The sequence below is a fragment of the Streptomyces sp. NPDC043680 genome (assembly GCF_056436685.1).
The window spans coordinates 131,549-154,511 of the sequence record NZ_JBWKCE010000014.1 but is presented as its reverse complement, the minus strand read 5'-3'; the positions used below and the strand labels follow the sequence as shown (position 1 = coordinate 154,511).

The 22,963-nt window shown below is 73.1% G+C and carries 20 protein-coding genes and 1 pseudogene; 16 read left to right on the top strand and 5 right to left on the bottom strand.

Going from position 1 to position 22,963, the window contains the following annotated elements; translation table 11 throughout:
* Positions 1 to 782 precede the first annotated feature (782 nt).
* Together AC0666_RS25250 and AC0666_RS25245 are read left to right on the top strand one after the other, a co-directional pair.
* Positions 783 to 1,997: an epoxide hydrolase family protein gene (locus AC0666_RS25250; protein ID WP_478708346.1), complete on the top strand. Its 1,215-nt coding sequence runs from the start codon at positions 783 to 785 to the stop codon at positions 1,995 to 1,997.
* 125 nt (positions 1,998 to 2,122) lie between these two features.
* Positions 2,123 to 2,458, top strand: coding sequence for a mycothiol transferase (locus AC0666_RS25245; RefSeq protein ID WP_478708345.1), 336 nt, complete (start codon positions 2,123 to 2,125; stop codon positions 2,456 to 2,458).
* A gap of 39 nt (positions 2,459 to 2,497) precedes the next feature.
* On the opposite strand, the gene AC0666_RS25240 is transcribed toward AC0666_RS25245, so the two are convergent.
* The gene (locus AC0666_RS25240; protein ID WP_468585590.1) at positions 2,498 to 3,067 is read right to left on the bottom strand and encodes a flavoprotein; all 570 of its coding nucleotides are present in this window, start codon (positions 3,065 to 3,067) and stop codon (positions 2,498 to 2,500) included.
* 59 nt (positions 3,068 to 3,126) lie between these two features.
* Between AC0666_RS25240 and AC0666_RS25235 the strand changes: the two genes are divergently transcribed.
* On the top strand, positions 3,127 to 3,546 hold the full coding sequence (locus AC0666_RS25235; protein ID WP_468971892.1) for an SgcJ/EcaC family oxidoreductase: 420 nt from the start codon (positions 3,127 to 3,129) through the stop codon (positions 3,544 to 3,546).
* 294 nt (positions 3,547 to 3,840) lie between these two features.
* Here the strand turns inward: AC0666_RS25235 and AC0666_RS25230 are convergent, their stop codons facing one another.
* Both AC0666_RS25230 and AC0666_RS25225 read right to left on the bottom strand, forming a co-directional pair.
* The gene (locus tag AC0666_RS25230) at positions 3,841 to 4,323 is read right to left on the bottom strand and encodes a GNAT family N-acetyltransferase (RefSeq protein ID WP_468971890.1); all 483 of its coding nucleotides are present in this window, start codon (positions 4,321 to 4,323) and stop codon (positions 3,841 to 3,843) included.
* A gap of 88 nt (positions 4,324 to 4,411) precedes the next feature.
* Positions 4,412 to 4,897 (bottom strand): anthrone oxygenase family protein, encoded by a 486-nt coding sequence (locus AC0666_RS25225; protein ID WP_478708344.1) that lies wholly within the window; start codon positions 4,895 to 4,897, stop codon positions 4,412 to 4,414.
* 211 nt (positions 4,898 to 5,108) lie between these two features.
* On the opposite strand from AC0666_RS25225, the gene gdhA reads away from it, so the two are divergent.
* The 7 genes and pseudogenes from gdhA (at position 5,109) to AC0666_RS25190 (ending at position 14,064) form a co-directional block, all read left to right on the top strand.
* Positions 5,109 to 6,464 carry an NADP-specific glutamate dehydrogenase gene (gene gdhA, locus AC0666_RS25220; protein ID WP_478708343.1) on the top strand — a complete coding sequence of 452 codons (1,356 nt, stop codon included), beginning with the start codon at positions 5,109 to 5,111 and terminating at the stop codon, positions 6,462 to 6,464.
* 144 nt (positions 6,465 to 6,608) lie between these two features.
* Positions 6,609 to 7,976 carry an AMP-binding protein gene (locus AC0666_RS25215; RefSeq protein ID WP_478708342.1) on the top strand — a complete coding sequence of 456 codons (1,368 nt, stop codon included), beginning with the start codon at positions 6,609 to 6,611 and terminating at the stop codon, positions 7,974 to 7,976.
* A 110-nt stretch (positions 7,977 to 8,086) separates the two neighbouring features.
* Positions 8,087 to 8,735, top strand: a pseudogene (locus tag AC0666_RS25210) (DMT family transporter); the annotation flags it as partial.
* A 525-nt stretch (positions 8,736 to 9,260) separates the two neighbouring features.
* Positions 9,261 to 10,373, top strand: a complete 1,113-nt coding sequence (locus AC0666_RS25205; protein ID WP_478708341.1) for a bifunctional DNA primase/polymerase — start codon at positions 9,261 to 9,263, stop codon at positions 10,371 to 10,373.
* A gap of 2 nt (positions 10,374 to 10,375) precedes the next feature.
* On the top strand, positions 10,376 to 11,959 hold the full coding sequence (locus AC0666_RS25200; RefSeq protein WP_468971911.1) for a DNA primase family protein: 1,584 nt from the start codon (positions 10,376 to 10,378) through the stop codon (positions 11,957 to 11,959).
* Positions 11,956 to 12,345, top strand: coding sequence for a DUF6009 family protein (locus tag AC0666_RS25195; RefSeq protein WP_478708340.1), 390 nt, complete (start codon positions 11,956 to 11,958; stop codon positions 12,343 to 12,345). The genes AC0666_RS25200 and AC0666_RS25195 overlap by 4 nt, the downstream gene beginning before the upstream one ends.
* Before the next feature lie 159 nt (positions 12,346 to 12,504).
* Positions 12,505 to 14,064: an FAD-dependent monooxygenase gene (locus AC0666_RS25190; RefSeq protein ID WP_478708339.1), complete on the top strand. Its 1,560-nt coding sequence runs from the start codon at positions 12,505 to 12,507 to the stop codon at positions 14,062 to 14,064.
* Here AC0666_RS25190 and AC0666_RS25185 read toward each other — a convergent pair.
* On the bottom strand, positions 14,028 to 14,702 hold the full coding sequence (locus AC0666_RS25185; RefSeq protein ID WP_468585598.1) for a ScbR family autoregulator-binding transcription factor: 675 nt from the start codon (positions 14,700 to 14,702) through the stop codon (positions 14,028 to 14,030). The two genes, AC0666_RS25190 and AC0666_RS25185, sit on opposite strands and share 37 nt — an antisense overlap.
* A gap of 134 nt (positions 14,703 to 14,836) precedes the next feature.
* Between AC0666_RS25185 and AC0666_RS25180 the strand changes: the two genes are divergently transcribed.
* Complete coding sequence (locus tag AC0666_RS25180) at positions 14,837 to 15,685, top strand: NAD(P)H-binding protein (protein ID WP_468971880.1); 849 nt, start codon at positions 14,837 to 14,839, stop codon at positions 15,683 to 15,685.
* A gap of 27 nt (positions 15,686 to 15,712) precedes the next feature.
* On the opposite strand, the gene AC0666_RS25175 is transcribed toward AC0666_RS25180, so the two are convergent.
* Positions 15,713 to 16,714 (bottom strand): ScbA/BarX family gamma-butyrolactone biosynthesis protein, encoded by a 1,002-nt coding sequence (locus AC0666_RS25175; protein WP_478708338.1) that lies wholly within the window; start codon positions 16,712 to 16,714, stop codon positions 15,713 to 15,715.
* Positions 16,715 to 17,096: 382 nt separating this feature from the next.
* Between AC0666_RS25175 and AC0666_RS25170 the strand changes: the two genes are divergently transcribed.
* The 5 genes from AC0666_RS25170 (at position 17,097) to AC0666_RS25150 (ending at position 22,218) form a co-directional block, all read left to right on the top strand.
* A complete protein-coding gene (locus AC0666_RS25170; protein ID WP_468971876.1) occupies positions 17,097 to 17,717 on the top strand; it encodes a ScbR family autoregulator-binding transcription factor in 621 nt (206 codons plus the stop codon).
* 251 nt (positions 17,718 to 17,968) lie between these two features.
* Positions 17,969 to 18,844 carry an AfsR/SARP family transcriptional regulator gene (locus AC0666_RS25165; protein WP_478708337.1) on the top strand — a complete coding sequence of 292 codons (876 nt, stop codon included), beginning with the start codon at positions 17,969 to 17,971 and terminating at the stop codon, positions 18,842 to 18,844.
* Positions 18,845 to 18,944: 100 nt separating this feature from the next.
* Entirely contained in the window at positions 18,945 to 19,622 is a 678-nt protein-coding gene (locus tag AC0666_RS25160; RefSeq protein WP_468971872.1) for a ScbR family autoregulator-binding transcription factor, read from the top strand.
* Between the two features lie 14 nt (positions 19,623 to 19,636).
* Entirely contained in the window at positions 19,637 to 20,467 is an 831-nt protein-coding gene (locus tag AC0666_RS25155; protein ID WP_468971909.1) for an AfsR/SARP family transcriptional regulator, read from the top strand.
* Positions 20,468 to 20,559: 92 nt separating this feature from the next.
* A complete protein-coding gene (locus AC0666_RS25150) occupies positions 20,560 to 22,218 on the top strand; it encodes an FAD-dependent oxidoreductase (RefSeq protein WP_478708336.1) in 1,659 nt (552 codons plus the stop codon).
* The last annotated feature ends 745 nt before the right edge of the window (positions 22,219 to 22,963 follow it).

The following is a 22,963-nucleotide window of genomic DNA, read 5'->3' as shown; positions in this document are numbered from 1 at the left end:
GCGGGCCGGGCAGTCAAGGGTGGCCGAAGGCCATCGCGAAGCGACGCGAACGCAGTGAGCGCCCTTGACGGCCCGGCCAGCCCCGGAAGGACAGTGGACTGCCGGGACGCCCCCGGACTTTCTCTGATGCCGGGGGCGGGGATTCGGTCAGCCGCCTTGGCGTTAACGGCGCTAATGATCGTTTAGGGCCAGGGGGGCGGCCTGCGGTCGTGGGGTCCGCCGCGTCGGTGACCGCCTCGGCGAGTGCGAGTGCGAGCGCGGAGCGCGCAGCCGCGCCTGGCGACCACGGATGTGCCTACGGCCGTCAAGCCGTCCTTCCCGCCGGAGACGATGAAGGCTGGGTTCGCGCGGGCGCGGGTGGGACAGGTTGCGGGAGAGCTTTCGCGTAGCGGCGTTAACGGCGTTAACGCCGTTAACGCCGACCCCGTGGCTGAACTGGACCGAGGCCATGCCTTCATCCGGTCGAACCTGCTGGACCCCCGAAGCGGCGGTCACCATGGGGATGCCGTGTGGACTGGACGTTGAAGCGGTGGTGCCGAAGCCTCTCCGGCCTCGGCCCTACGAGGAGCTCCGCGGGCAGCAGCATCCGGCGGGCGGTATGCCGGTCTCCCGCGGCCAGCCGTCCGGGCGTTAACGCCGTTAACGGCGTTAACGGTCACCAGCAGCCGGGGGTCCCCCTCACGGCGCTAACGCCGTTAACGTCCGCCATCCCCGGGAGCGCTGCCCGCTGTACCCCTTAACGGCGTTAACGCCGTTAACGCCGCCGCCTAGCATGACCACCCATGGGTGATCTTGGGCAGTGGGCAGAGCCGTTTCGGGTTGACGTGGAAGAGGGGGAGCTCGACGAGCTTCGCTGGAGGCTTGAGCGGGTGCGGTGGCCCGATGAGTTGCCGGGGGTGGGGCGCAGCTACGGGATGCCGCTCGGGGAGGTCCAAGAGCTCGTGCGGTACTGGCGGGACGGGTACGACTGGCGGGCAGCCGAAGCGCGGCTGAACGAGTGGCCGCAGTTCACCACCGTCATCGACGGGGCGCGGGTGCACTTCGCGCACCTGCGCTCGCCGGAGCCGGATGCGAGGCCGCTGCTCATGACGCATGGCTGGCCCGGCTCCTTCGTGGAGTTCCAGAAGGTCGCCGGCCCGCTGACCGATCCGCGGGCCCACGGCGGTGATCCCGCCGACGCGTTCCATCTGGTGCTGCCCCACATCCCCGGCTTCGCCCTGTCCGGCCCCACCCGGGAGACCGGCTGGGAGTTCAAGCGGGTGGCGCGGGCGTTCGGTGTGCTGATGGAGCGGCTCGGGTACGACGCGTACGGGGTCCAGGGCGGGGACTGGGGGGCCGCCGTGTCCCGGGAGCTCGGGCGGATCCGGCCCGACCGGGTGGTCGGGGTGCACCTGAACCTGCTGCCGGGGGCCGGGGCCACCGAGGAGCCGCGGCCCGAGGAGTTGGCCGCGCTGAGCCCCGCCGAGCGGGAGCGGACGCTGGCCTCCTGGGAGCGGTACCGGGTGTGGGTGCGGGAGCGGCAGGGCTACGCCGACATCCAGTCGACCCGGCCGCAGACGCTGGCCTACGGGCTGAACGACTCGCCCGTCGGGCTGCTCGCGTGGATCGGGGAGAAGTTCGGCGAGTGGAGCGATCCGCGCTGCCCCGTCGACAGGGACCAGCTGCTGACCAACGTGATGCTGTACTGGCTGACCGGGACCGCCGGGTCGGCGGCCCGGATCTACTACGAGCGCGCGCACGCCGACTACCACGGGCAGCCGCCCGAGGTGTCGCGGACTCCGACCGCCCTCGCCGACTTCCCCCGCGACAACTTCGTTCCGCTGCGGCACATCGCCGCGCGCACCGACACCATCGTGCGCTGGACCTCGTACGACCAGGGCGGGCACTTCCCCGCCATGGAGGTGCCGGAGCTGCTGGTCGGTGATGTTCGGGAGTTCTTCCGCGGGCGCCGTGCGACGTTTCCAGGAGCTGCGTTGTCCGCCGGCGGACAACGGTGAGCGCCAGGTGGGCCGGGGGATGCGGGTGCCGCAGCGCGACACCCTGAGGATGAAGTGCGCTGGGCTGACGGACGAGCAACTGCGGCTCAGGGCGGTCTCGCTGTCGGGGCTGAGCGTTGGGGCTGGTGCGGCACCTGGCGGAGGTGGAGCGGGGCTGGTTCCGCAATGTCCTGAACGGCGAGGACGTACGGGGCTACTACCCGAAGAACGAGGCCGGGGAGTGGACCGAGTTCCACGTCGAGGACGCCGACCCGGCGCAGGCGTTCGGGCTCTGGGAGGAGACGTGCGCGCGGTCGCGGGCGATCGTGGAGGCCGCCCCGTCCCTGGATGTGACGGGGCACTACGGCGACGAGACGTACTCCCTGCGCTACGTGCTGGCCCACATGATCGAGGAGTACGCCCGGCACAACGGGCATGCGGATCTGATGCGGGAGGCGATCGACGGGGTGACGGGGGAGTAGCCCCGTCACCTGAACCCGGCACCCCGTCGCGGCCTCGCGTCAGCGGAGGTCGGCGGGTGCCGCTGCGGCGGCCGCGGCGGCGTCCAGGGCGTCCAGGGCGGCCGGCCACGGGTAGTGGGCGGGGGCGTCGGGGCCGGCCGGGCCGGGGGTGAAACCGTGCTCGCCGTAGAGCACGGTGACGCCGGCGCCGCGCAGGGCGGCCAGGGACTGGTCGAACTGCGGGTGGGCGGCGAGGGCGGCGTTCAGGCAGGGCATCGTCACGGCGGGGGTGCCCTTGCCGAGGGCCTCGGCGGCGACGCCGATGGCGAAGCGGTCGGTCAGGCCGAGGGCCCAGGCGTTGAGGGAGTTGAAGGTGGCCGGGGCGAAAAGCAGGGCGTCGGCGGCCGGCCAGACGTCGGGCTCGCCCGGGAGCTTGTACTGCCAGCGCACCGGGTGGCCGGTCAGGGCGGCCAGGCCGTCGAGGCTGCCGGCGACCCAGTGCGCGGCGGTGGGGGTGAGGCCGAGGCAGACGTCCCAACCACGGGACTGGGCGTCCTCGATGACGTGGGCCACGTCGAAGACGGGCGGGGCGGCGGAGCAGAGCAGGTACAAGGTCTTCCTGGTGGTCATACCGACATGTGATCACATCGATTGACCTCAACCCCACTTGAGGCAGCAGGCTGTGATCCATGGACGCACGAGAGCAGGCCGTGAAGGCCATCGAGCAGGTCGTCGCCGAGGTGGAGCGCACGCAGCGGGCCAAGGACGCGGAGGGGTTCCTCTCGCTGTTCCACCCGGACGCGCTGTGGACGACGGGGCACGGGAAGGTGCTCATCGGCTTCGACGCGATCGCCGAGTTCACGCGGGCGGTGCTGCCCGCGGCGAACTGGGACGGCGAGGTGACGTACGAGGTGGTGCACACGCAGTTCCTGCGCCCGGACGTGGCCGCGGTGAAGGTCCGGCAGGTGTACCGGGGCGCGGCCGGAACGGTCGAGGGGGAGGGGGCTCCGCTGTACGTGATGACGCGGGACGGTGACGGAGACGGCGGTCCCGGGGGCCGGTGGCTGTTGACGGCCTGCCAGAACACCGAGGTGCGGCGGGGCGAGTAAGAACCGTTCGGGCCGGCGCGGAGGTGTGGCCGCCTTGAGGAACACGCCCAGGGGAACAGCCCGCCGGGGGCGCGGCTCGTGGGCGGGGTGCCGCAGGGCGTTAACGGCGTTAACGGCGTCAAGGGTCGCCGCGTCCACCACCGCCCGGAGCGGTGACGGCGTTGACGCCCGCACCGTCAACGGTCAGGGCGCCAACGGCCGGGGCGTTAACGCCGTTAATGCCCCCGGGCCCCCGAGCCCCCGAGCCCCGGACACCGTCCCGCCCCGCGCCTCCTGCCCGGGAGTGGCCGGCGGTCACCCGGCGGGCAGCAGGTCCCGTACGCCGACCCGCTGGCCGCCGCTGAACTCGCCGGTGAGGCGGAAGCCCAGGCCCAGGTAGAACGGCTCGGGGGTGCCGGGGCCGGGCTCCCAGGTGACGTACGCGCGGTCCGCGCCGCGGCGGCGCAGTTCGGCGGTGACGGCCTGGACCGCGAAACGGCCGTAGCCCTTGGCCTGGTGGGCAGCGGAGATGTTCAGGCGCCAGATGCCGGAGCGGATGTCGGTCGGGTCCTGCTCCGGTGCCCAGGCGATGTCGAGGAAGGCCATGACGAAGCCGACGACCTCGTCGCCGTCGACGATGGCGCGCGGCCAGGCGGTGGCGCCGTGGACGTAGGCCTCGGCGAGGGACTTGACGACGGGCGAGACGAGGTGCTCCTGGTCCGGGCGGACTCGTACGGCGCACACGGCGTCCACGTTGGCCTTGGTTACCGGTTCCAGGCGAAGGTCGGAGGTGCTCATGGCCGCACCCTACCGAGCGGCCCCGCCCGGCCCCGCCCGCCCCCGGCCCGCCCGGCCCCGCCCCCCGGCGCGGTCCGGACGAGCGGTCCTAGTGCTGGACGAGGGCCCAGGCCAGGCAGCCGAGGGCGAGCGTGCACAGCAGGATCCGGAGGCGGTTCGCAGGCACCCACCGGTGCTCGAAGCCGCGACGGACGGCGGTCGGATCGGCGATCTGCTCGACCGGTCCGGCCCGGTCCAGGGCGTTGTTCAGGGGGATGTTGACCCCGCCGGTGACGCCGAGGGCGAGGAGGTGGGCGGCGAGCGCGCCGGTCAGGGGAGCCGTCGCGGCGCCCCCGCCGGAGGCGAGGGGGAGGGCCAGTGCGAGGCCCGTGCACACCGGCGCGCCGAGGAAGCCCAGCAGGAACCAGCCGTTCACGATGACCACGTTGATGCGCTGCATGACCGCGATGAACGTCGGGTCCGGTGAGCGCTTCAGCGCCGGCATCACCGCGACGTCGAAGGCGAAGAACAGGCCCGCCATCAGCCCTGTTGCGAGCGTCGCGGCGATGAGTGACCCGAGCACAGCGATGTCCACATCCGTCTCCCGTCTGCGCCGAGTTGCCCTCCGGATCCTGCCCGCGGGGCATCGCGCACGATAGCCTCCCGCACGGACTCGCCATCCGGGAAAACCTTTTCGAAGCCGTTCGTCCTGACGTACTCCGTCCGGAAGCGACCGGAACTCGCTGACCCGCGGTAAGCATGCACCTGCCGTCGTTTGTGCACCGCACTCCCCTGGAGGAACACACGTGAAGGACCCGAAGGACACGCTGGAAGCACTGCGGGCGGACATCGAGCGCCGCAATCCCGCGCAGCCCGAGTTCCACCAGGCGGTCCGGGAGGTGCTCGAAACCCTGGCCCCCGTCTTCGCCGCCCGGCCCGAGTACGCCGATCCGGCCGTGGCCCTCGTGGAGCGGCTGACCGAGCCCGAGCGGCAGATCATCTTCCGCGTCCCCTGGCAGGACGACCGCGGCCGGGTGCACGTCAACCGCGGCTACCGCGTCGAGTTCAACAGCGCGCTCGGCCCGTACAAGGGCGGTCTGCGCTTCCACCCGTCGGTGGACATCGGCGTGGTGAAATTCCTCGGGTTCGAGCAGATCTTCAAGAACGCCCTCACCGGTCTCGGTATCGGCGGCGGCAAGGGCGGCAGCGACTTCGACCCGCACGGCAGGTCCGACGCCGAGGTCATGCGCTTCTGCCAGTCCTTCATGACGGAACTGCACCGCCACATCGGCGAGCACACCGACGTCCCGGCCGGCGACATCGGCGTAGGCGGCCGCGAGATCGGCTACCTCTTCGGCCAGTACCGGCGCATCACCAACCGCTGGGAGGCGGGCGTGCTCACCGGCAAGGGCCAGGGCTGGGGCGGCTCCGCGATCCGCCCGCAGGCCACCGGCTACGGCAGCGTGCTGTTCGCCGCCGAGATGCTGAAGGTCAAGGGCGCCTCCCTGGACGGCCTGAGCGCGGTGGTCTCCGGTTCGGGCAACGTGGCGCTGTACACCATCGAGAAGCTCCAGCAGCTCGGCGCGAACCCGCTGACGTGTTCCGACTCGCAGGGCTACGTCGTCGACGACAAGGGGATCGACCTGGCGCTGCTGCGGCGGATCAAGGAGGTCGAGCGGGGCCGGGTCAGCGAGTACGCGGAGCGGCGCGGGTCGTCGGCGCGCTACGTGCCCGGCGGGCGGGTCTGGGAGGTCCCCGCCGACGTCGCCTTCCCCTCCGCCACGCAGAACGAGCTGGACGCGCAGGACGCCCGTACGCTCGTCGGGAACGGCGTCAAGGCGGTCTCCGAAGGCGCCAACATGCCCACCACCCCCGAGGCGGTACGGATCCTGCAGGAAGACGGGGTGGCGTTCGGACCCGGCAAGGCCGCCAATGCGGGCGGTGTCGCGGTCAGCGCCCTGGAGATGAGCCAGAACGCCGGCCGGGTGGCGTGGAGCGCGGAGCGGGTCGAGGCCGAACTGGCCGGCATCATGCAGTCGATCCACGCCGTCGCCCACGAGACGGCCGAGCGGTACGGGGCCCCGGGCGACTACGTCACCGGGGCGAACATCGCCGGCTTCGAGCGGGTCGCCGACGCGATGCTGGCGCAGGGCGTCATCTGATCCGAGCGGCATCCGGCCTGATCAGGTGCCGTGTGCGACCTGATCGGGCCGCGGGCCCGGGGCGCCGCCGGATCCGGGGGAGCCGTAGCCTGGGCTTCCGTGCCGCCGGTGGCGGCGCCGGGGACATGACACAGGAGGCTTCGCGTGCTGACCGCGCTGGACGGGGTGTACGGGGACCGGCGGGACGCGGTCGCCGTGGCGGGGCGCACCGCCTCGTACGAGGAACTGCTCGGGGCTGCCCGGGCTGTGGCCGCGGACGTGGCCGGGGCGCCGGCCTTCGCGGTGACGGCGACGGCTTCGCTGGAGACCGTCGCCGCCGTGGTCGGCGGGCTGCTGGCCGGGGTGCCCTTCGTGCCGCTGCCGCCGGACGCGGGGCCCGCCGAACGCGAGCACATCCTGCGGGACTCCGGGGCCGTGCCCGTCGACGTGGACTTCGCCCGGCGCTCCGACTGGAAGGGGCCCGCCGCCGCGCCCGGGGATCCGGCGCTGGTGCTGTACACCTCCGGGACGACGGGCGCCCCCAAGGGCGTGGTGCTGACGGCCGCGGCGATCGCCGCCGACCTGGACGCCCTCGCCGGGGCCTGGCAGTGGAGCGCCGAGGACACCCTCGTGCACGGGCTGCCGCTGTTCCACGTGCACGGGCTGGTGCTCGGCGTGCTCGGGGCGCTGCGGACCGGCAGCCGGCTCGTGCACACCGGCCGGCCGACGCCGCAGGCCTACGCCGGGGCGGGCGGCAGCCTGTACTTCGGGGTGCCGACCGTGTGGTCCCGGATCGCCGGCGCGCCGCAGGAGGCCGCCGCGCTGTCCGGGGCCCGCCTGCTGGTCTCCGGCAGCGCCGCGCTGCCCGCACCCGTCTTCCGGGAGCTGGAGCGGCTGACCGGGCTGCGGCCCGTGGAGCGCTACGGGATGACGGAGACGCTGATCACCGTCAGCGGGCGCGCCGGGGGCGAGGTCCGCCCCGGTACGGTCGGCACCCCGCTGCCGGGCATCCGGACGCGGATCGCCGCCGAGCCGGGCGCCGAGATCGGGGAACTCCAGCTGACCGGGCCGACCCTGTTCGCCGGGTACCTGGGCCGCCCGGAGGCCACGGCGGCGGCGTACACCGAGGACGGGTGGTTCCGTACGGGCGACATCGCGGCCGTGGACGAGGCGGACGGGGTCCACCGGATCGTGGGCCGGGCCTCCATCGACATGATCAAGTCGGGCGGCTACCGGATCGGCGCGGGCGAGATCGAGAACGCGCTGCTGGACCACCCCAAGGTGAGCGAGGCGGCCGTGGTCGGGGTCCCGGACGCGGACCTCGGGCAGCGGATCGTCGCCTTCGTCGTCGCGGAAGGCGTCACGGGCGCCGAGCTCACCGAGTTCGTGGCCGCGCACCTGTCCGTGCACAAACGGCCGCGCGAGGTGCGGTTCGTGGCGGCGGTGCCGCGCAACGCCATGGGCAAGCCGCAGAAGAAGCTGCTGTTGGCGGGGGAGCCCGAACGGCCGGCCGGGCGGGAGGAGCACGCCTGAGGGGCGCGCCTGAGGGGGCCGTCTTAAGGGGCGGGCCTGAGGGATCGGACGTCCGTCCGAGGGGTCGACAAAGTGTTCGGGCGTCGGGGCGGCGTGGGTAGGTTGCCCGGATGGACGACTCGGCCGGCGATCCCAGCACCGACTACCGCGCCCTCGCAGCCGCTTCCCCGACCGTCGTGCTGTGGGCCTCGGCATTCGTTTCCATCCGGGTCCCGGCGGCCACTCTCCCCGGGGGCACAGGTCCTGGGCCGGCTGCTGACGGCCTCGCTCGCCCTCGGCCCGGTGCTCCTGGTCCGGCGGGTCCCGCCGCCGCCCCGGGCGGCCTGGCCGGGGATCCTGGGCTCGGGAGTGCTCTGGTTCGGGCTGTACATGGTGGTGCTGAACCGGGGCGAACAGCCGGTGGACGCGGGGACGGCGGCCATGGTGGTGAACATCGGCCCGATCGTCATCGCCCTGCTCGGGGGCCTGCTGCTGAAGGAGGGTTCCCGCCGAGGCTGCTGGCGGGCATGGCCGTCTCCTTCGCGGGCGCCGTGGTGGTCGGCCTGTCCACCTCCACGGGCGGCTCCGCCCCGCTCGGCGGGGGTCCTGCTCTGCCTGGCCGCCGCGCTCGCCTACGGGGCGGGGGTGGTCGCGCAGAAGCCGGCGCTGGCCTACACGTACCCGCTCCAGGTGACCACGTACGGCTGCTTCGTCGGCACGGCGGTCACCCTGCCGTTCGCGGGGCAGCTCCTGCACCAGCTGGCCGGGGTCGCCGTGTCCCGCCGCGGGGGCGGCGGGAGGAGCCCGCAGACGGACGGGTTCAGTAGCTGCTCGCTTCCGTCTCAAGGCGCGGTCCAGGCGGGGTGGAGGGCCCGCAGAGCGGGGTTTCGGGGCGCAGCGACTGAAGAAAAGCGACTGAAGGCTCTTTCAGTCGCTGCGAGGGTGGAACCGAATGCGCAGGTCAGAGGCCATGGTTGGACCGAACAGCGACTGAAGCGACTCAAGGTCCGGGTATATGGAGACATTCGCACGTGCGCGTGCGCGTGTGCGCGTGTACGTCATATATAGGGACCTTGAGTCGCTTCAGTCGCTGTTTCCTCTTGTGCAGGGCTGTGACCTGGTGTTCTGTGAGCGGCTCGGGCAGCGACTGAAGGAGCTTGAGTCGCTGCCCCTTCAGTCGCTGGGTCGCTCCGGACGGCCGGGGGGCCGTACATGTGTTCTGGCTCAAATGCCTCTCGTCTCCCAGCGGTTTCGCTAATCTGTTGTCGGGCGTTGAGTCGCTTCAGTCGCTGATGGGGGAAGTGAATGGCAGCTGAGCTGCGGGTTTCGCGCAGCGACCCAGGGCGCCTCGGAAGAGCCGCGCCGGTCGCCCCGCCCTCCCTGACGACGGCCCGGTGGTGTGCGCGCCAGGGATGGCCGGTTCACCCCCTGGCCCCGGGCCGCAAGACGCCCGTGGGCAACTGCGCCGCCTGCCGGGCCCCCGGACACGACCGGGGAGCCTGCGACTGCCTCCGGGCGGGCCGCTGGTGCCACGGCTTCCACGCCGCCACGCTGGACCTCCCGCGGATCGACCGGTGGTGGGGGCAGCACCCCGACCTCGGAGTCGGCGTGGCCACCGGGCCCGCGGGCCTGGTCGTCATCGACATCGACGCGCACGCGCAGGAGTTGCCCGGCCGGGACCGGTTACTGCCCGGGGTGGGGATCTCCGCCGCAGTCGATCTGACGGGGCTGGCGAACGGCTTCCACACCCTGGGCGTCCTGGCCGCCCTGCGCGGCGCTCAGAGCCCCGCCGACGACGACTCCACCCTGCGCGTGCGCACGCCCTCGGGGGGCCTGCACGTCTGGTACCGGGGCGACGGGGCCCACCGGTGGCAGTGCTCCGCCGGATCGGGCGCGGGTCGCGCCCTCGCCTGGCAGGTCGACGTACGGGCCCACGGGGGGTACATCGTGGCGCCCGGCACGGCGACCCCCGCGGGCGTCTACCGGCCCGTGGGGGAGGCGCGGATGCCCGCCCCGCTGCCGGGCTGGCTCGCCCGGGAACTGGAACGCACCGGGCACCTGGCCTGTGAGCCCGCGGGCGGGCCCCGGCCCGTACCGCCGCGCGCCCGGCAGGCCGTCATCGCCGCGGGCGGGGGAGGGGGCGCCCCGGGCCGGATTCTGGCGGGTGCCCTCGCGGAGGTCACCGCCTGTGCCTCCGTACCCGAAGGGGCCGCCTTCTCGGAGAAGTTGAACCGTGCCGCGTACACCCTCGGCGGACTGGTCGCCGCGGGACACCTCACCGAGGAGGAGGCCGCGCGGGCCCTGCAGGAGGCCGCCGCGCAGGCACGCCCGGGGCAGGAGCGCCGCTGCCGGGCCATCATCCGGGGCGGGCTGGGCGCCGGCCGGGCGCGTCCGCTGTCGCTCGGGGGCCGCGCGTGAGCGTGGACAACGAGAGTGCGCTGTCCGCCTTCGACGTCCAGGCCGTTGCCGCGCAGATCCTCGCGCAGCCCGTCCCGGCGCCCCGGGCGGGCCCCGGCTCCGGCGCGGCCGTCGGGAGCCCTGCCGTGCAGGCGGGTCCTCCCGCCGTCGACACCGCCGCTGCCGCCGCCGCCTCAGCAGTGACGGGCGGGCACGGCGAGGCGACGGCGCAGGGACTGCTGCCCGACACCCTCACCGACCGCGGCAACGCCAAACTGTTCGTCAAGCTCTACCGCCAGGACTACCGGCACGTTCCGGGGATCGGCTGGTTCCGGTGGGACGGGACCCGCTGGCAGATCGACGAGGACGACACCGTGCTGTGGTCCGCGGGCGACCTCGCGGAGTCCATCGCCACCACCGACCCCCGCGGGGTCCACCCCGCGGCGGCGCTCCAGCAGCACCGCCGCCGCACCCTCAGCACCAGCGGGATGAACGCGATGCTCACGCAGGCCAGGTCCGCCCCGGGGATGGTGCTCAACGCGGCGCTGCTGGACGCCGACCCGTACGCGCTGTGCACGCCCGCGGGCGTCGTCGACCTGCGCACGGGCCGTATCCGCGCCGCCGAGCCCACGAAGGACTTCCACTCCCGCTCGACCTCGGCCGCACCCCTGCCGATGCCCACCCCGCGCTGGAACCGCTTCCTGACCGACACCTTCGGTGAGGGAGCGGAGGGCTCGCAGATGATCGACTTCCTGCAGCTGCTCCTCGGCTACTCCGTCACCGGCGACGTCGGCGCCCAGGTCATGCCGTTCCTGTTTGGCTCCGGAAAGAACGGCAAGTCCGTGCTGCTGGACGTGCTGATGAAGCTGCTCGGGGATTACGCGGACGCGGCGCCCCCCGGCTTCCTGATGTCACGGCCGTACGAGGGGCACCCCACCGACCTCGCCGAACTGCACGGCCGGCGCGTGATCGTGTGCAGCGAGGTCAAGCCGGGCGACCGCTTCGACGAGGCCCGCGTCAAGCTCCTCACCGGAGGCGACCGCATCAAGGCCCGCCGGATGCGGCAGGACTTCTTCAGTTTCGAGCCGACGCACAAGCTGTGGCTGCTGGGCAACCACCGGCCGGAGGTGGGGACCGGCGGCTTCGCGTTCTGGCGGCGCATGCGGCTGATCCCGTTCGAGCGGGTCGTGTCCGACGACCGCAAGATCGACAACCTGGCGGACATCCTCGTCACGCAGGAAGGGCCGGGCATCCTCAACTGGCTCATCGAGGGGGCCCGCCGCTACCTCGGCGGCGACAAGGACCTCACGGGCCCCGAGCGGGTCCGCATCGCCACGACGGCCTACGCCGAGACCGAGGACCACACCGGGCGCTTCATCGGCGAGACCTGCCGGCTCGAAACCGATCTGCGGGCCGAACAAGCCCAGCTCTACGCGGCCTACAGGAGCTGGTGCCAGAATGAGGGGGCCCCGGCGCTGTCGTCCCGGGCCTTCGCGGCACGCGTCCGCGAGGTGGTCGGACTGGCGTCGCCGAAGGACATGATCCTGTCCAACCAGCGCAAGTACTACCCGGGCATCGGCCTGCTCGCGGACGAGGAGACAGCATGAGCGCCCTCATCGCAGAGGACGAGATCGTCCACGAAGTGGACCTTGTCTGGCTAGAGGACATCAGCCGCCTGGACTACGTCCGCCAGAGCCTGGACCGGCTGCCGACCAGGCGCGGGCGGCCCGCCTACCACCGCGACGGCCGGATGGTCGGGTACGCGCTGCTGGGGCCGAAGGCCAGGCCGTCCCGCTCCTCGGGCACTTTCCGGCGCCGGGTGTTCTGGCTCCTACCGCACGACCGCGACAGCGACCCGGACGGGCTCTACGCGACGGGAGCGCCCGCGGAGGCCGTGGACGCGCGGACGCTGGCCCCCCGCAGCAAGGGACACAAGACCGAGCGGTCCGAGGGCGGCCCCATGTCCTCGGCCATGCGGGGCCTGCTGCCCTGAACCCCCGGGAACCGGCCGGGCCCTGAGCAAGGGCCCGGCTTTCCTCGTTCGCGGTCATGGAAAAGAAACAGTCCAGCCGGTATATTTCTGGGCCGGAGTTACACGGGCCAAGGGGGAGGTACCGCTGTGCACGGGGTACGTCGGTTGCAGGCACGTCGGTTGCAGGCACAGGTGGTGGTGGCCGGCGGAGGGCCGGTCGGCATGCTCGTCGCGGCGGAGCTCGCCGCCTACGGTGTCGACACGGTGGTCCTCGAATCGCGGACCCGGGTGTCCGAGCGGCCCAAGGCGACCACCCTGCACGCCCGGGCGGTGCAGTCCCTGGCCCGCCGCGGTCATCTGCCGCCCGTGGCCGGGGTGTCCGCTGCTCCTGGCTCGTACGCCCCTTCCGCCTCGGCCGGGCCCGGCAGTCCCTTCCACTTCGCGGGCCTGCCCGGGCTGGTGATCACGGCTCCCGAGAGCGAACCGGAGCCGATCCTCAAATGCCCCCAGGCGGAGCTGGAGCGGCTCTTCGAGGCGCGGGCACGGGCGGCGGGGGCGCGGATCCTGCGCGGGCAGCGGGTGACCGCGGTGGTCCAGGAGCCGGGCGGCGTACGGATCACCGCCGAGGGGCCGGGAGGGCGCACCGCCTGCACCGCGCGGTACCTGGTCGGGGCGGACGGCGCGCGCAGCACCGTCCGCGAGGAGGCCGGCATCGCCTCCGACACCCACCCCGCCACGGTCTCCGCGCTGATGGGCGCCGTCACCCTGCCCGACCCGGACGCGCTGGCCGACGGCTGGCACCGCACCCCGCGCGGCTGGATCGCGGTCAAGCGGGACGCGGAGGGCCTGACGCACCTGCGGACGCTCAACTGCGCACGCGTCCACCCCGACCGGCGGTCGGAGCCCACGCTGGACGAACTGCGCCGGGAGGTGGCGTGGATCGCCGGACGCGACATCGCGATGGAAGGGCCGCGCTGGCTCAGCCGGTTCAGCGACTTCGCCCGGCTGGCGCGCACCTTCCGCGCGGGACGGGTCTTCCTGGCCGGGGACGCGGCGCACGTGCACTTCCCGATCGGCGGCCAGGGTCTGAGCACCGGAGTGCTGGACGCCCTCAACCTGGGCTGGAAGCTGGCGCTCGCCGTGTGTGGAGCGGCCGGCCCGGACCTGCTCGCCACCTACGACCCGGAGCGGCGGCCGGTGGCCCGGCGGGTCATCGACACCACGCGCGCCCAGCTCGCCCTGATGCGGCCCGGCAGCGAACTCGACGCCCTGCGCGAGGTGTTCGCGGGACTGCTGGCGGGGGACCGGGCCCAGGGGCGGATCAGCGGCATGATCAGCGCGCAGGACACCGTGCTGCCGGAGGGAGCAGGGCGGCCCGCCTCCGGTGCCGGAACGTTCCTTCACAACGTGGCGCTGACGACGGACACCGGCGAGAGCGATGTGATCAGGCTGCTGCAGGACGGCCGGCCGCTGCTGCTGCTCTTCGGGGAGCGGGGCAGCCGCTACGCGGCCGGGGCGCAGGACTGGGCGGGAGTCCTGCGCGTGGAGCGCGCACGGCCCGCCACCGGCGTGCCGTACGACGCGCTGCTGGTGCGGCCCGACGGGTACGTCGCCTGGACGCCGGGCGGCGAGGACCTGGCCGCGGCCCTCTCGGTGTACTTCGCCCGCGGGGCACGGCTGGCGCCGGGCCCCGCGGCACCGGCTCAGGCGGAGGCCGCCGCGCCTTCCGCGGCCTGCTGAGCCGCCTCCAGGGCCTCGGCGTACACGGTGGCTCCCCTGGCCTCGGAGAGGTCCAGCGAGGCCAGGACGGAGGGCAGCGCGACGCTGGGCAGCACGTGGCGCATCAGCGCCGAGACCCTGACCACCAGGTCGGCGTAGTCGCAGACGGCCTGGGACATGGACTGGATGCCGGCGAACGAGCCGACGATGACGTCGGCCGTTTCCCGCGGGTCGACATGAGGCAGCAGCTCGCCCTGGGCCTGCGCCTTTTCGAGGAGTTCGAGGCCGACCTCGGACCAGCGCAGGAACGGGCCGCTGCGGTCGAGGCCTTCGGCCTGCTGGTCCATCGTCAGCCGTACGCCGGCGCGCACCATGGGATCGGTCTGGAGGCGGTGTGCGTGCAGCATCACCACGTCGACGACCTCCTGCACCTTGCAGGCGCGGTGCGGAACGTAGATGTGCTGGTCCTGTTCGGCGAGGACGCCCTGGGCCAGGTCCTCCTTCGAGCGGAAGTGGAAGTACAGGGCCCCCTTGGTCACCCCCGCCGCGCCGAGGATCTCGGAGATGGTGGCCGCCTGGTAGCCGTTCTCCTCGAAGACCTTGGCGGCCGCCGACAGGATCGTACGGCGTGTGCGGATGGCTCGTACTTGCTCGGCCACGCTGCCTCCTCCCTCCTCAGGGTGCTCAACACAAAATAAAGGTCAGAAAAAACCGTCCAGTTTGTATATTACAGCGAGTTGCGCGCCATCCCGAGTGCCGGGGGCGGAAATATTCACGTGACGGAGGCCAGACCATGATCCTTGTGACCGGATCCACCGGTACGATCGGGCGCGAAGTACTCCGAAAGCTCCCTGCTGACCTGGCAGTTCGGCTGTTGGCCCGGGACCCGGCACGCGTCACCGGCGCGTCCGGAACGGCTGAGATCGTACGGGGGGACTACGACGATCCGCGGTCACTGGAGTGCGCCATGAGGGGTGTGCGCTCCGTGCTGCTGGTGACAAACCGCGTCGGGCAGGACGACGACCGGCGCCTCATCGAGACCGCGCGGTCGGTTGGCGTCCGCCATGTCGTGAAGCTGTCCGCCGCGGCCGTCGAGGACCCGGCGGCCGACGACCTGATCACCCGCTGGCAGCGGGACAACGAGGAGCTGCTGCTCGCCTCCGGACTGGAGTGGACGCTGCTGCGCCCGCGCTCCTTCATGTCCAATGCGCTGTCCTGGGCGGCCTCGGTGCGGGCGCAGTCGGTGGTCCGGGTGCTGTACGGGCAGTCCGCCAACACCTGTGTGGATCCCCGGGACATCGCGGAGGTGGCGGTACGGGCCCTGACCGAGCAGGGCCACGCGGGCCGGGTGCACACGCTGACCGGGCCGGAGGCGATCACGGCCGCACAGCAGACGGCCCAGCTGTCCGAGCTGCTGGGCCGTCCGCTGCGGCTGGAGGAACTGACCCCCGGGCAGGCGCGGGTGGCGCTGCGCGGGCGCCATCCCGAGGCGGTGGTCGAAGCGCTGCTGAGCAGCGCGGAGCGCCAGCGCGAGGGCGCGAAGGCAAAGGTGGAGCGTACGGTCGCGGACCTGCTCGGCAGGCCTGCGGGCTCCTTCCGTGCCTGGGCGGGCGCGCACCTGGGCGCGTTCGCGGCGGCCTGACGGCCGCGGCCGCCGTGCCGGGCGCGGTCAGCAGCCGTGCGAGCCGGCGGTCACGGTGGAGCTGAAGACGGGATGGCCGCCCTGGTGGGCGGTCACCCGCACGGCCTGCTCGCCGCCGGGCAGCGCCCCGGGCAGGCGGCGCGCCTCGATCATGCAGGGCGCGTCCAGTTCGGCGTACCGGGTGAACGCGCTGGTGATGCCGAGCGGAAGGTAGGAGGAGCGGCCCAGTACGGCGGCGGTGGCCTGCCGGGCCGCTTCGAGCAGGACCATCCCCGGTACGTGGTCGACGGCGTGCTCGAAGAGGACGGGGTGGCGGGTGTCGGCCCGCAGCTGCCAGCGGGCGGGGTCGGCGGTGGGCGAGAGGACGACGTCCATGGGGGACATGCGTCCGACGCTCTGCGGCGCCGCCGGGCTGATGAGCGGGAGCTGGTACCAGTCGCCGCCGCGGGCGTGGTCACCGCGCAGGCGGCGGTAGACCTCCGGGGTCATGCAGGAGAAGGAGCCGCCGCCCGTCGCGACGACGTGGCCCTCGCGGCGGAACACCGCCTCGAAGCGCAGCCCGGACAGGCGTCTGCCGCGCCGCTTGATCTCCGTGCAGGTGACGTCGATGTCGAGCGCGGCCGGGGCGTAGCCCACCCGCAGGTGCTCGGGCCGGACGGCGACGTCGATGTCCCAGACGATGAACTGGTGGCCGAGGGGCACGCCGAACTCGGCGTGGCCCAGGAGGATGCCGATCTGGCGCAGTGTCTCGCAGGCGATGAGCGGGTCGTGGTAGCCGTCGGCCACCGGGGTGAAGAAGCTGTGTCCGCGGGGCCACTGGGCGGTCATGACGAAATGGGTCTCGTCCAGGCGCTGCCAGTCGGTGAGCATGACCTCGGAGACCGCGGCCCGGTGCACCAATTCCTTCGGGACGGTGACGGTCAGCGACGGGTAGCGGAAGCTGTTCGGGATGACGGCCGAGGCCGGGGCCGACCCGGTCGGGTCCTGTGCGGTCGTGGTGCGTTCGACGTGGAACGTGCTCGCAGACATTGCTCCCCCTGGGTGCGCTGGCGAGAGAGGCGCAGATTACCTCTGGCCGGGGAAGATACATACCAACCGGTTTAATTTCTAGGGGTATCCGAGCCTCCGCTCCGGGCAGCAGGGGAGGGATTTATTCCGATCCTCACGTTTCCGCTGGTGAAACCCCTCTTTAGTGATCATCTGCGGGATCGTTCCCCGGTTTTCGGCCAGGCCGGGGGTCGAGCGCGTCTGGATCGGCCGTCGAGCGGACGCGGGGAGGGTGTCGGAGACCTCGGGGACCGGCGGGAGAGAGTCGGCCGGATCGCGTCTCGAAAAACCGCACAGACGGTTTGTTAGGATGTCCTGACCCGGGACGTCACCCGGCCATCTCCCCGCAGTGACGGAGCAGTCGATGGTCAAGCAGGAACGCGCTGCGCGTACGCGCGAGACCCTGATCAGGTCCGCCGCCGAGATCATCGACCGGGAGGGCTTCGCGGTGGCCTCACTCGCCGCGATCAGCACCCTGGCGGGCGTGAGCAACGGGGCGCTGCACTTCCACTTCGCCAGCAAGGCGGCGCTGGCCGACGCCGTCGAAGGGGCCGCCCTGGCCCGGCTGTTCGTCGTCACCGACGCCGCCCTCCCGCCCGGGGCGAGCCGCGTACAGCTCCTGGTCGACGTCACGCACGGGCTGGCCCGCGCCCTGCGCGGAGACGTGGTGCTGCGGGCCGGCTTCGAGCTGAGCGTCGAGGCGGCGCGGCCGACACAGACCGATCTGAGCCGCTGCTGGCAGCGGTGGGTCGAGGACCTGCTGGCCCAGGCCGCCGCGGAGGGCGAACTGCACCCCGCGGTGGACGCCCAGGACGGGGTGGCCGCCGTGGTGGCGGCGACGGTCGGCTTCGAGGTGCTCGGGGCGCGGGACGCGGTGTGGCTCTCGGCGGCCACGGTCTCCCGCTTCTGGCGGCTGCTGCTGCCGACGCTCGTGCGGCCCGGACTGCTGGGCGACCTCCGGGCCGAAGGGACCGCGGGCCCGTAGGCGTCCATGCGGTCTGTTTTGACCCGGGGATCGTCTCCGTCTGGAGGGAATCTGGAGCGAACGGAGAGGGGTCCTGTGCTCACAAAGAGCCCATTCGGCCAATAAAACAGCAGCTCACAGGCTTGATAGGTACCCATGACGTCCTCCAGGCGAACAAAAACAGCGCGGTCGGTTTTGTATTGACAAACCGCGGGTCCTGTTTTTTACTGAGCTCACGGCGGACGGCTCATCCACGGACAGGGGAGTACGGCGTGGACATCGATGTACTGGGCGCATTGGCAGTGCGGGAGCACGGAGTCTCCATCACGCCGACCGCCCCCAAGCCCCGGCAGGTCCTGGCCCTCTTGGCCCTCCATGCCGACCAAGTGGTGCCCGTGGCGGCACTCATAGAGGAACTGTGGGGCGGAGAACCGCCGCGCAGTGCGCGGACGACGCTCCAGACCTACGTCCTGCAGTTGCGCGCACTCATCGCCACCGCACTGGAAAAGGGTGCGGGAGCGGGCGCCGACAGCCCGCAGCACGCCGAATCGGCCCGGGAGCGCGCCTCGCGGACCGCCAAGGACGTCCTGGTCACCCTGCCCGGCGGCTACCTGCTCAACAGCGGCGGCGGCACCCTCGACGTCCGGGAGTTCGACCGGCTCGCCGGCATGGGCTACCGCGCCATGGACGCGGGGGACTTCCCCTCGGCGGCGCGACTGCTGCGCGAGGCGCTCGCCCTGTGGTCCGGGGCCGCCTTCGCCGACGTACAGGGCGGGGTCCAGCTGGACATGGAGACCCGGCGGCTGGAGGAGACCCGGCTGTGCGCCCTCGACCAGCGGATCGAGGCCGACCTGAGGCTGGGGCGGCACCGGGAACTGCTCGCCGAACTGACGGTGCTGGTGAGCCGCTACCGCACCCACGAGAACCTGCACGGGCAGTTCATGCTCGCCCTGCACCGCTCCGGCCGGCGCGGCGAGGCCCTGGACGTGTACCAGCGGCTGCGCACCACCCTCGTGCGCGAGCTCGGGCTCGAACCGTCCGCCGGGCTGCGACGGTTGCAGCGGTCGATCCTGATGGCCGGCCCCGAGAACCTGGCCGAGGCGGGCGCGGAGGCAGGCGGCCGGCCCGCCCCGCTCGTACGGGTCTGAGGCCCGGGTGTCGGGTCGGGGAGCCGGGCCCGGAGGCGGCCGCCGCGGCGTCGGGCCGGCCCAGGACCGGGGGCGGCGGCGGTCGAGAGGAGGCGGCTCGGTGCAGGAGAGGTCGGAGCGGACCCGCAGGCGGCTGGTCTGCGCGGGCGCCGGGATGTTCCAGCTCCACGGATACGCGAACGCGACGCTCGGCGACATCGCGAGCGCGGCCGGAGTGACGAAGGGGGCGCTGTACTTCCACTTCGCCTCCAAGGACGAGCTGGCGCAGGCCGTGCAGCAGCGCGGCTGCGCGCTGCTGCACGGAGCGGTACGGCAGCTGCGCGAGGACGGCGCCTCGCCCCTGCAGACCTTGATCGACATGACGCACTGGCTGGCGCGCACGCTGTACGAGGACCCGGCGGTCGCCGCGAGCTTCCGCATCACCAAGGAGTGCACCGCGACCGGCGTGCGGCCGGCCGCGGAGACCAGGCCCGCGCCGGTGGACTTCCAGGCGACGTGGATGTCGGTGGTGCGCGCCCTGCTCCGCCTGGCCCGCGACACCGGCGAACTGCCCGCTGCGGGCCGGGACTGGGAGAGCGCCCAGGCCCTGGTCGCGGCCGCGGCCTGCGGGATCGAGGTCATGGCGGGAACCGGGATGCCCTACGGGGAGTTGCAACGCAACGTCTCGGCGCTGTGGCACCTGCTGCTGCCGGGCCTCGTGGCCGGCGCGGGGGCGGACGCGTACCGGACCGACACGGCGCCCGCCGACGCCGGCGCGTTCCTGGAAAGGGCGGTGTGAGCATGCCCGTTCCCGTGAGGATCCAGGTGCTGGGCCCGCTGAGCGCCGAGGTCGACGGCGGTTCGATCCTCCCGACCGCCCGCAAGCCGCGGCAGATCCTGACGCTCCTCGCGCTCTACCCGGGGCGGGTGATGCCGGTGCCCACGCTCATGGAGGAGATATGGGGCGCCGAACCGCCCCAGAGCGCGCTCACGACCTTGCAGACGTACATCCTGCAGCTGCGCCGCAAGCTCGGCATCGCCATGGGGCCGGCCGGCTCCGGCGGCGCGGGCGGGGCGAAGGACGTGCTGGCCACGCGGCACGGCGGGTACGTGCTGCACATACCGCCGGAGTCGGTCGACGTGCACCTGTACGAGGGCCTTATCGCCCGCGGGCGGGACGCCTTCGAACGCGGGGACGACGAGGCGGCCGCCGCCCGGCTGCGCGAGGCGCTCGCACTGTGGCAGGGGCCCGCGCTGGTCGACGTCCACGCGGGACGCGTCCTGGAGATCGAGGTGACGAGGCTAGAGGAGAGCCGGCTGGTCACCGTCGAGCGGCGGATCGACGCGGACCTGCGGCTCGGCCGGCACGGCGAACTGCTGGCGGAGCTCGCGGAGCTGACCGCCCGCCACCCCGAGCACGAGGGGCTGCACTCCCAGGCGATGGTGGCGCTGTACCGCTCGGGCCGCCAGGCGGCGGCCCTGGACGTCTACCGCAGACTGCGCGCGCGGCTGATCGAGGACCTGGGAGTCGAGCCGTCGCCGCAGCTCCAGCGGCTCCACCAGGCCATGCTCGCCGTGGATCCCGCGCTGGACGTGCCGGCGGGGCCGAGGCGGGGGTCGACCTTCGACCTGTACGTCGCCTGACCGGGGGCGCTCCCGAGCGGAGCTCCGGCGGCCGTCGAGCGGGACCGGGCACCGTGGAGTCCCCCTGCCGGCGAGCCCTGGGAGACATCGTGGTGACCGTCCGGCCCGATCGCGCCGAGGTGCTCGTGGTCGGCGCCGGGCCGGCCGGGCTCACCGCCGCCTGCGAGCTGGCCCGGCGCGGACTGCGCGTCCGCGTGGTCGACATGGCCGCCCGACCCCGGCGTGCGGGCGACTCCGGCGGGGCCGTCGCCCTGCACCCGCGCACGCTGGAGACCCTCGACCAGATGGGCCTGGCCGGCCCGCTGCTCGCGCAGGGCCGGCACGTGGACGCCTTCACGCTGTTCGCCGGCGGCCGGCGGCTCGTCCGGCTGGCGGGCGACCACGGCGGCATGCCGACCCGGTTCCCCTTCACCCTCGTCATCGGGCAGTCCCGCGCCGAAGCCCTGCTGCGCAAGGCCGCCCGGCGGTTCGGGGTCGGGGTGGAGTGGGGGGTGCGGCTGCTCGGATTCGCCCAGTCCGCCGACGGGGACACCCCCGTACGGGTGCGGCTGGCGCACGCCGACGGGCGCGAGGAGGCGTACGAGGCCGACTGGCTGGTCGGCTGTGACGGCCGGCACAGCACCGTCCGCCGGCAGCTGGGCCTTCCGCTGCTGGGCCAGAGCGCGCAGTCCCTGGAGATCGTGGACGCGCCGGTGGCCGGGGCCGGCCTCGACCCCGGCTCGATCCACTGGGTGCACACGGACGGACAGGCCCTGCTGATGCTGCCCTACGCGCGGGACGGGCACTGGCGGCTGCTGCACACCGCCGCGGCCGACGCGGCAGCGGACCTGCGCACGCCGGCGCAGCGCTTCTCGCAGAAGCTGTCGGCCGGGCTGGGCCGCGAAGTCCGGGTCGGCGAGCCCGAGTGGAGCTCCGTCCTCGCCTTTCGCCGGCGCATGGCGACGCGGTTGCGGGTCGGCCGGTGCTTCCTGGTCGGAGACGCCGCCCACGTGCACAGTCCCGCGGCCGGGCAGGGCGTGAACACCGGGATCCAGGAGGCGTACAACCTCGCCTGGAAGCTGGCCATGGTCGAACGCGGCCCGGCCGGCCGGGCCTTGCTGGACACGTACGAAGCCGAGCGGCTGCCGGTGTGCCGGGCGCTGCTCGGCTCGCAGACGACCCACCTCCTCGGCCAGCTGGCAGGGCTGGTGCTGCCGGCCGTGATGGACCTGGTCCGCGGCACCGGGTTGATGCACCGGGCCATCGGGCGCACCATCCAGCGCAACGTGCTCGACACCCTGTCCGGGCCCGAACCGGGCTATCCGACCAGCCCCTTGAACACCCGGGTGGACGGCGCCGGCCTGCCGGCCGCCGGGTCGCGGGCGGCGGTCCCCCCGGCGGGCGCCGCCGACCCGGGAACGGACGGCCTGCGGGCGGAGCTGCGGGATCCGCGGTGGTCGCTGCTGTACGTGCCCGAGGGCACCGGTGAGGCCGTGGACACGGCGCTCGCCGCGCGGGAGCAGCACCGAGACTGGCTCTCGGTGCGCACCGTCGCCCTCGGCGGCGGCCCCGCCCCGCTGGCCGACCCGGAGGGCCGGCTGCGCGAGGGGCTCGGCCTCGCGGCCGGCAGCTGGCTGCTGATCCGCCCCGACGGATACGTGGCCGCCGGCGGCAGGCAGCTGACCACAACAGCGCTCGACGCGGCACTCCGCCCGCTGGACACCGAGCCGGTACGCCCGCCGGCCCCCCTGACCACCCGCCGCGCCGGCTAGAGCACCGGCCTCTCGGCTCCACCGGGGGGCTGCCGGCCCGGGATGCCCATCCCCTGGCCGGGGCTCGGAACAAGGGGCCATCGACCCCGAATGGGGAACTGCCAACGGGAAACGGCCCGCCCCTCACCGACGGGCCCGCTCCTGGACTCTCACCCCCCGGCCATCCTTCGGGGGCTTCCCGGCAGTCTGTTGTCTTTCCGGGGCGGGCCGGGCAGTCAAGGGTGGCCGAAGGCCATCGCGAAGCGACGCGAACGCAGTGAGCGCCCTTGACGGCCCGGCCAGCCCCGGAAGGACAGTGGACTGACGGGAAGCCCCCGGACTCCCTCCGACCCCGGACGCGGGGCTCCCGCACCCCGAAGCCGGGGTGCAGCCGGGCAGCCGGGCAGCCGGGCAGCCGGGCAGCAGTGCAGACGGGCAGCAGTGCAGACGGCAGCCGGACGGCAGTGCAGGCAGACAGGCAGACAGGCAGCCGGCGCCGGTGGGAGCGGCCGCCTTGGTCGGCCGGGGGAGGGCCTACTTGGGCCAGCCGATGTCGTCTTCGTTCATCACGTCCTGGACCGGTTCGGCCGACTGGTGTGAGTCGGCGGGGGCGTGCGCCGGTTGGGTTGCCCGGGGTGCGCACACCGATGGCCTCATCGTCGACTCCCCGGCGCTCGATACGAGAAGAGCAGGTCACCGGCCGGTCGACGGCCGGGCTCTGGAGAGTCTGCCGGGATGCGGTCGAGGAACGCTTGAGGAACGCACG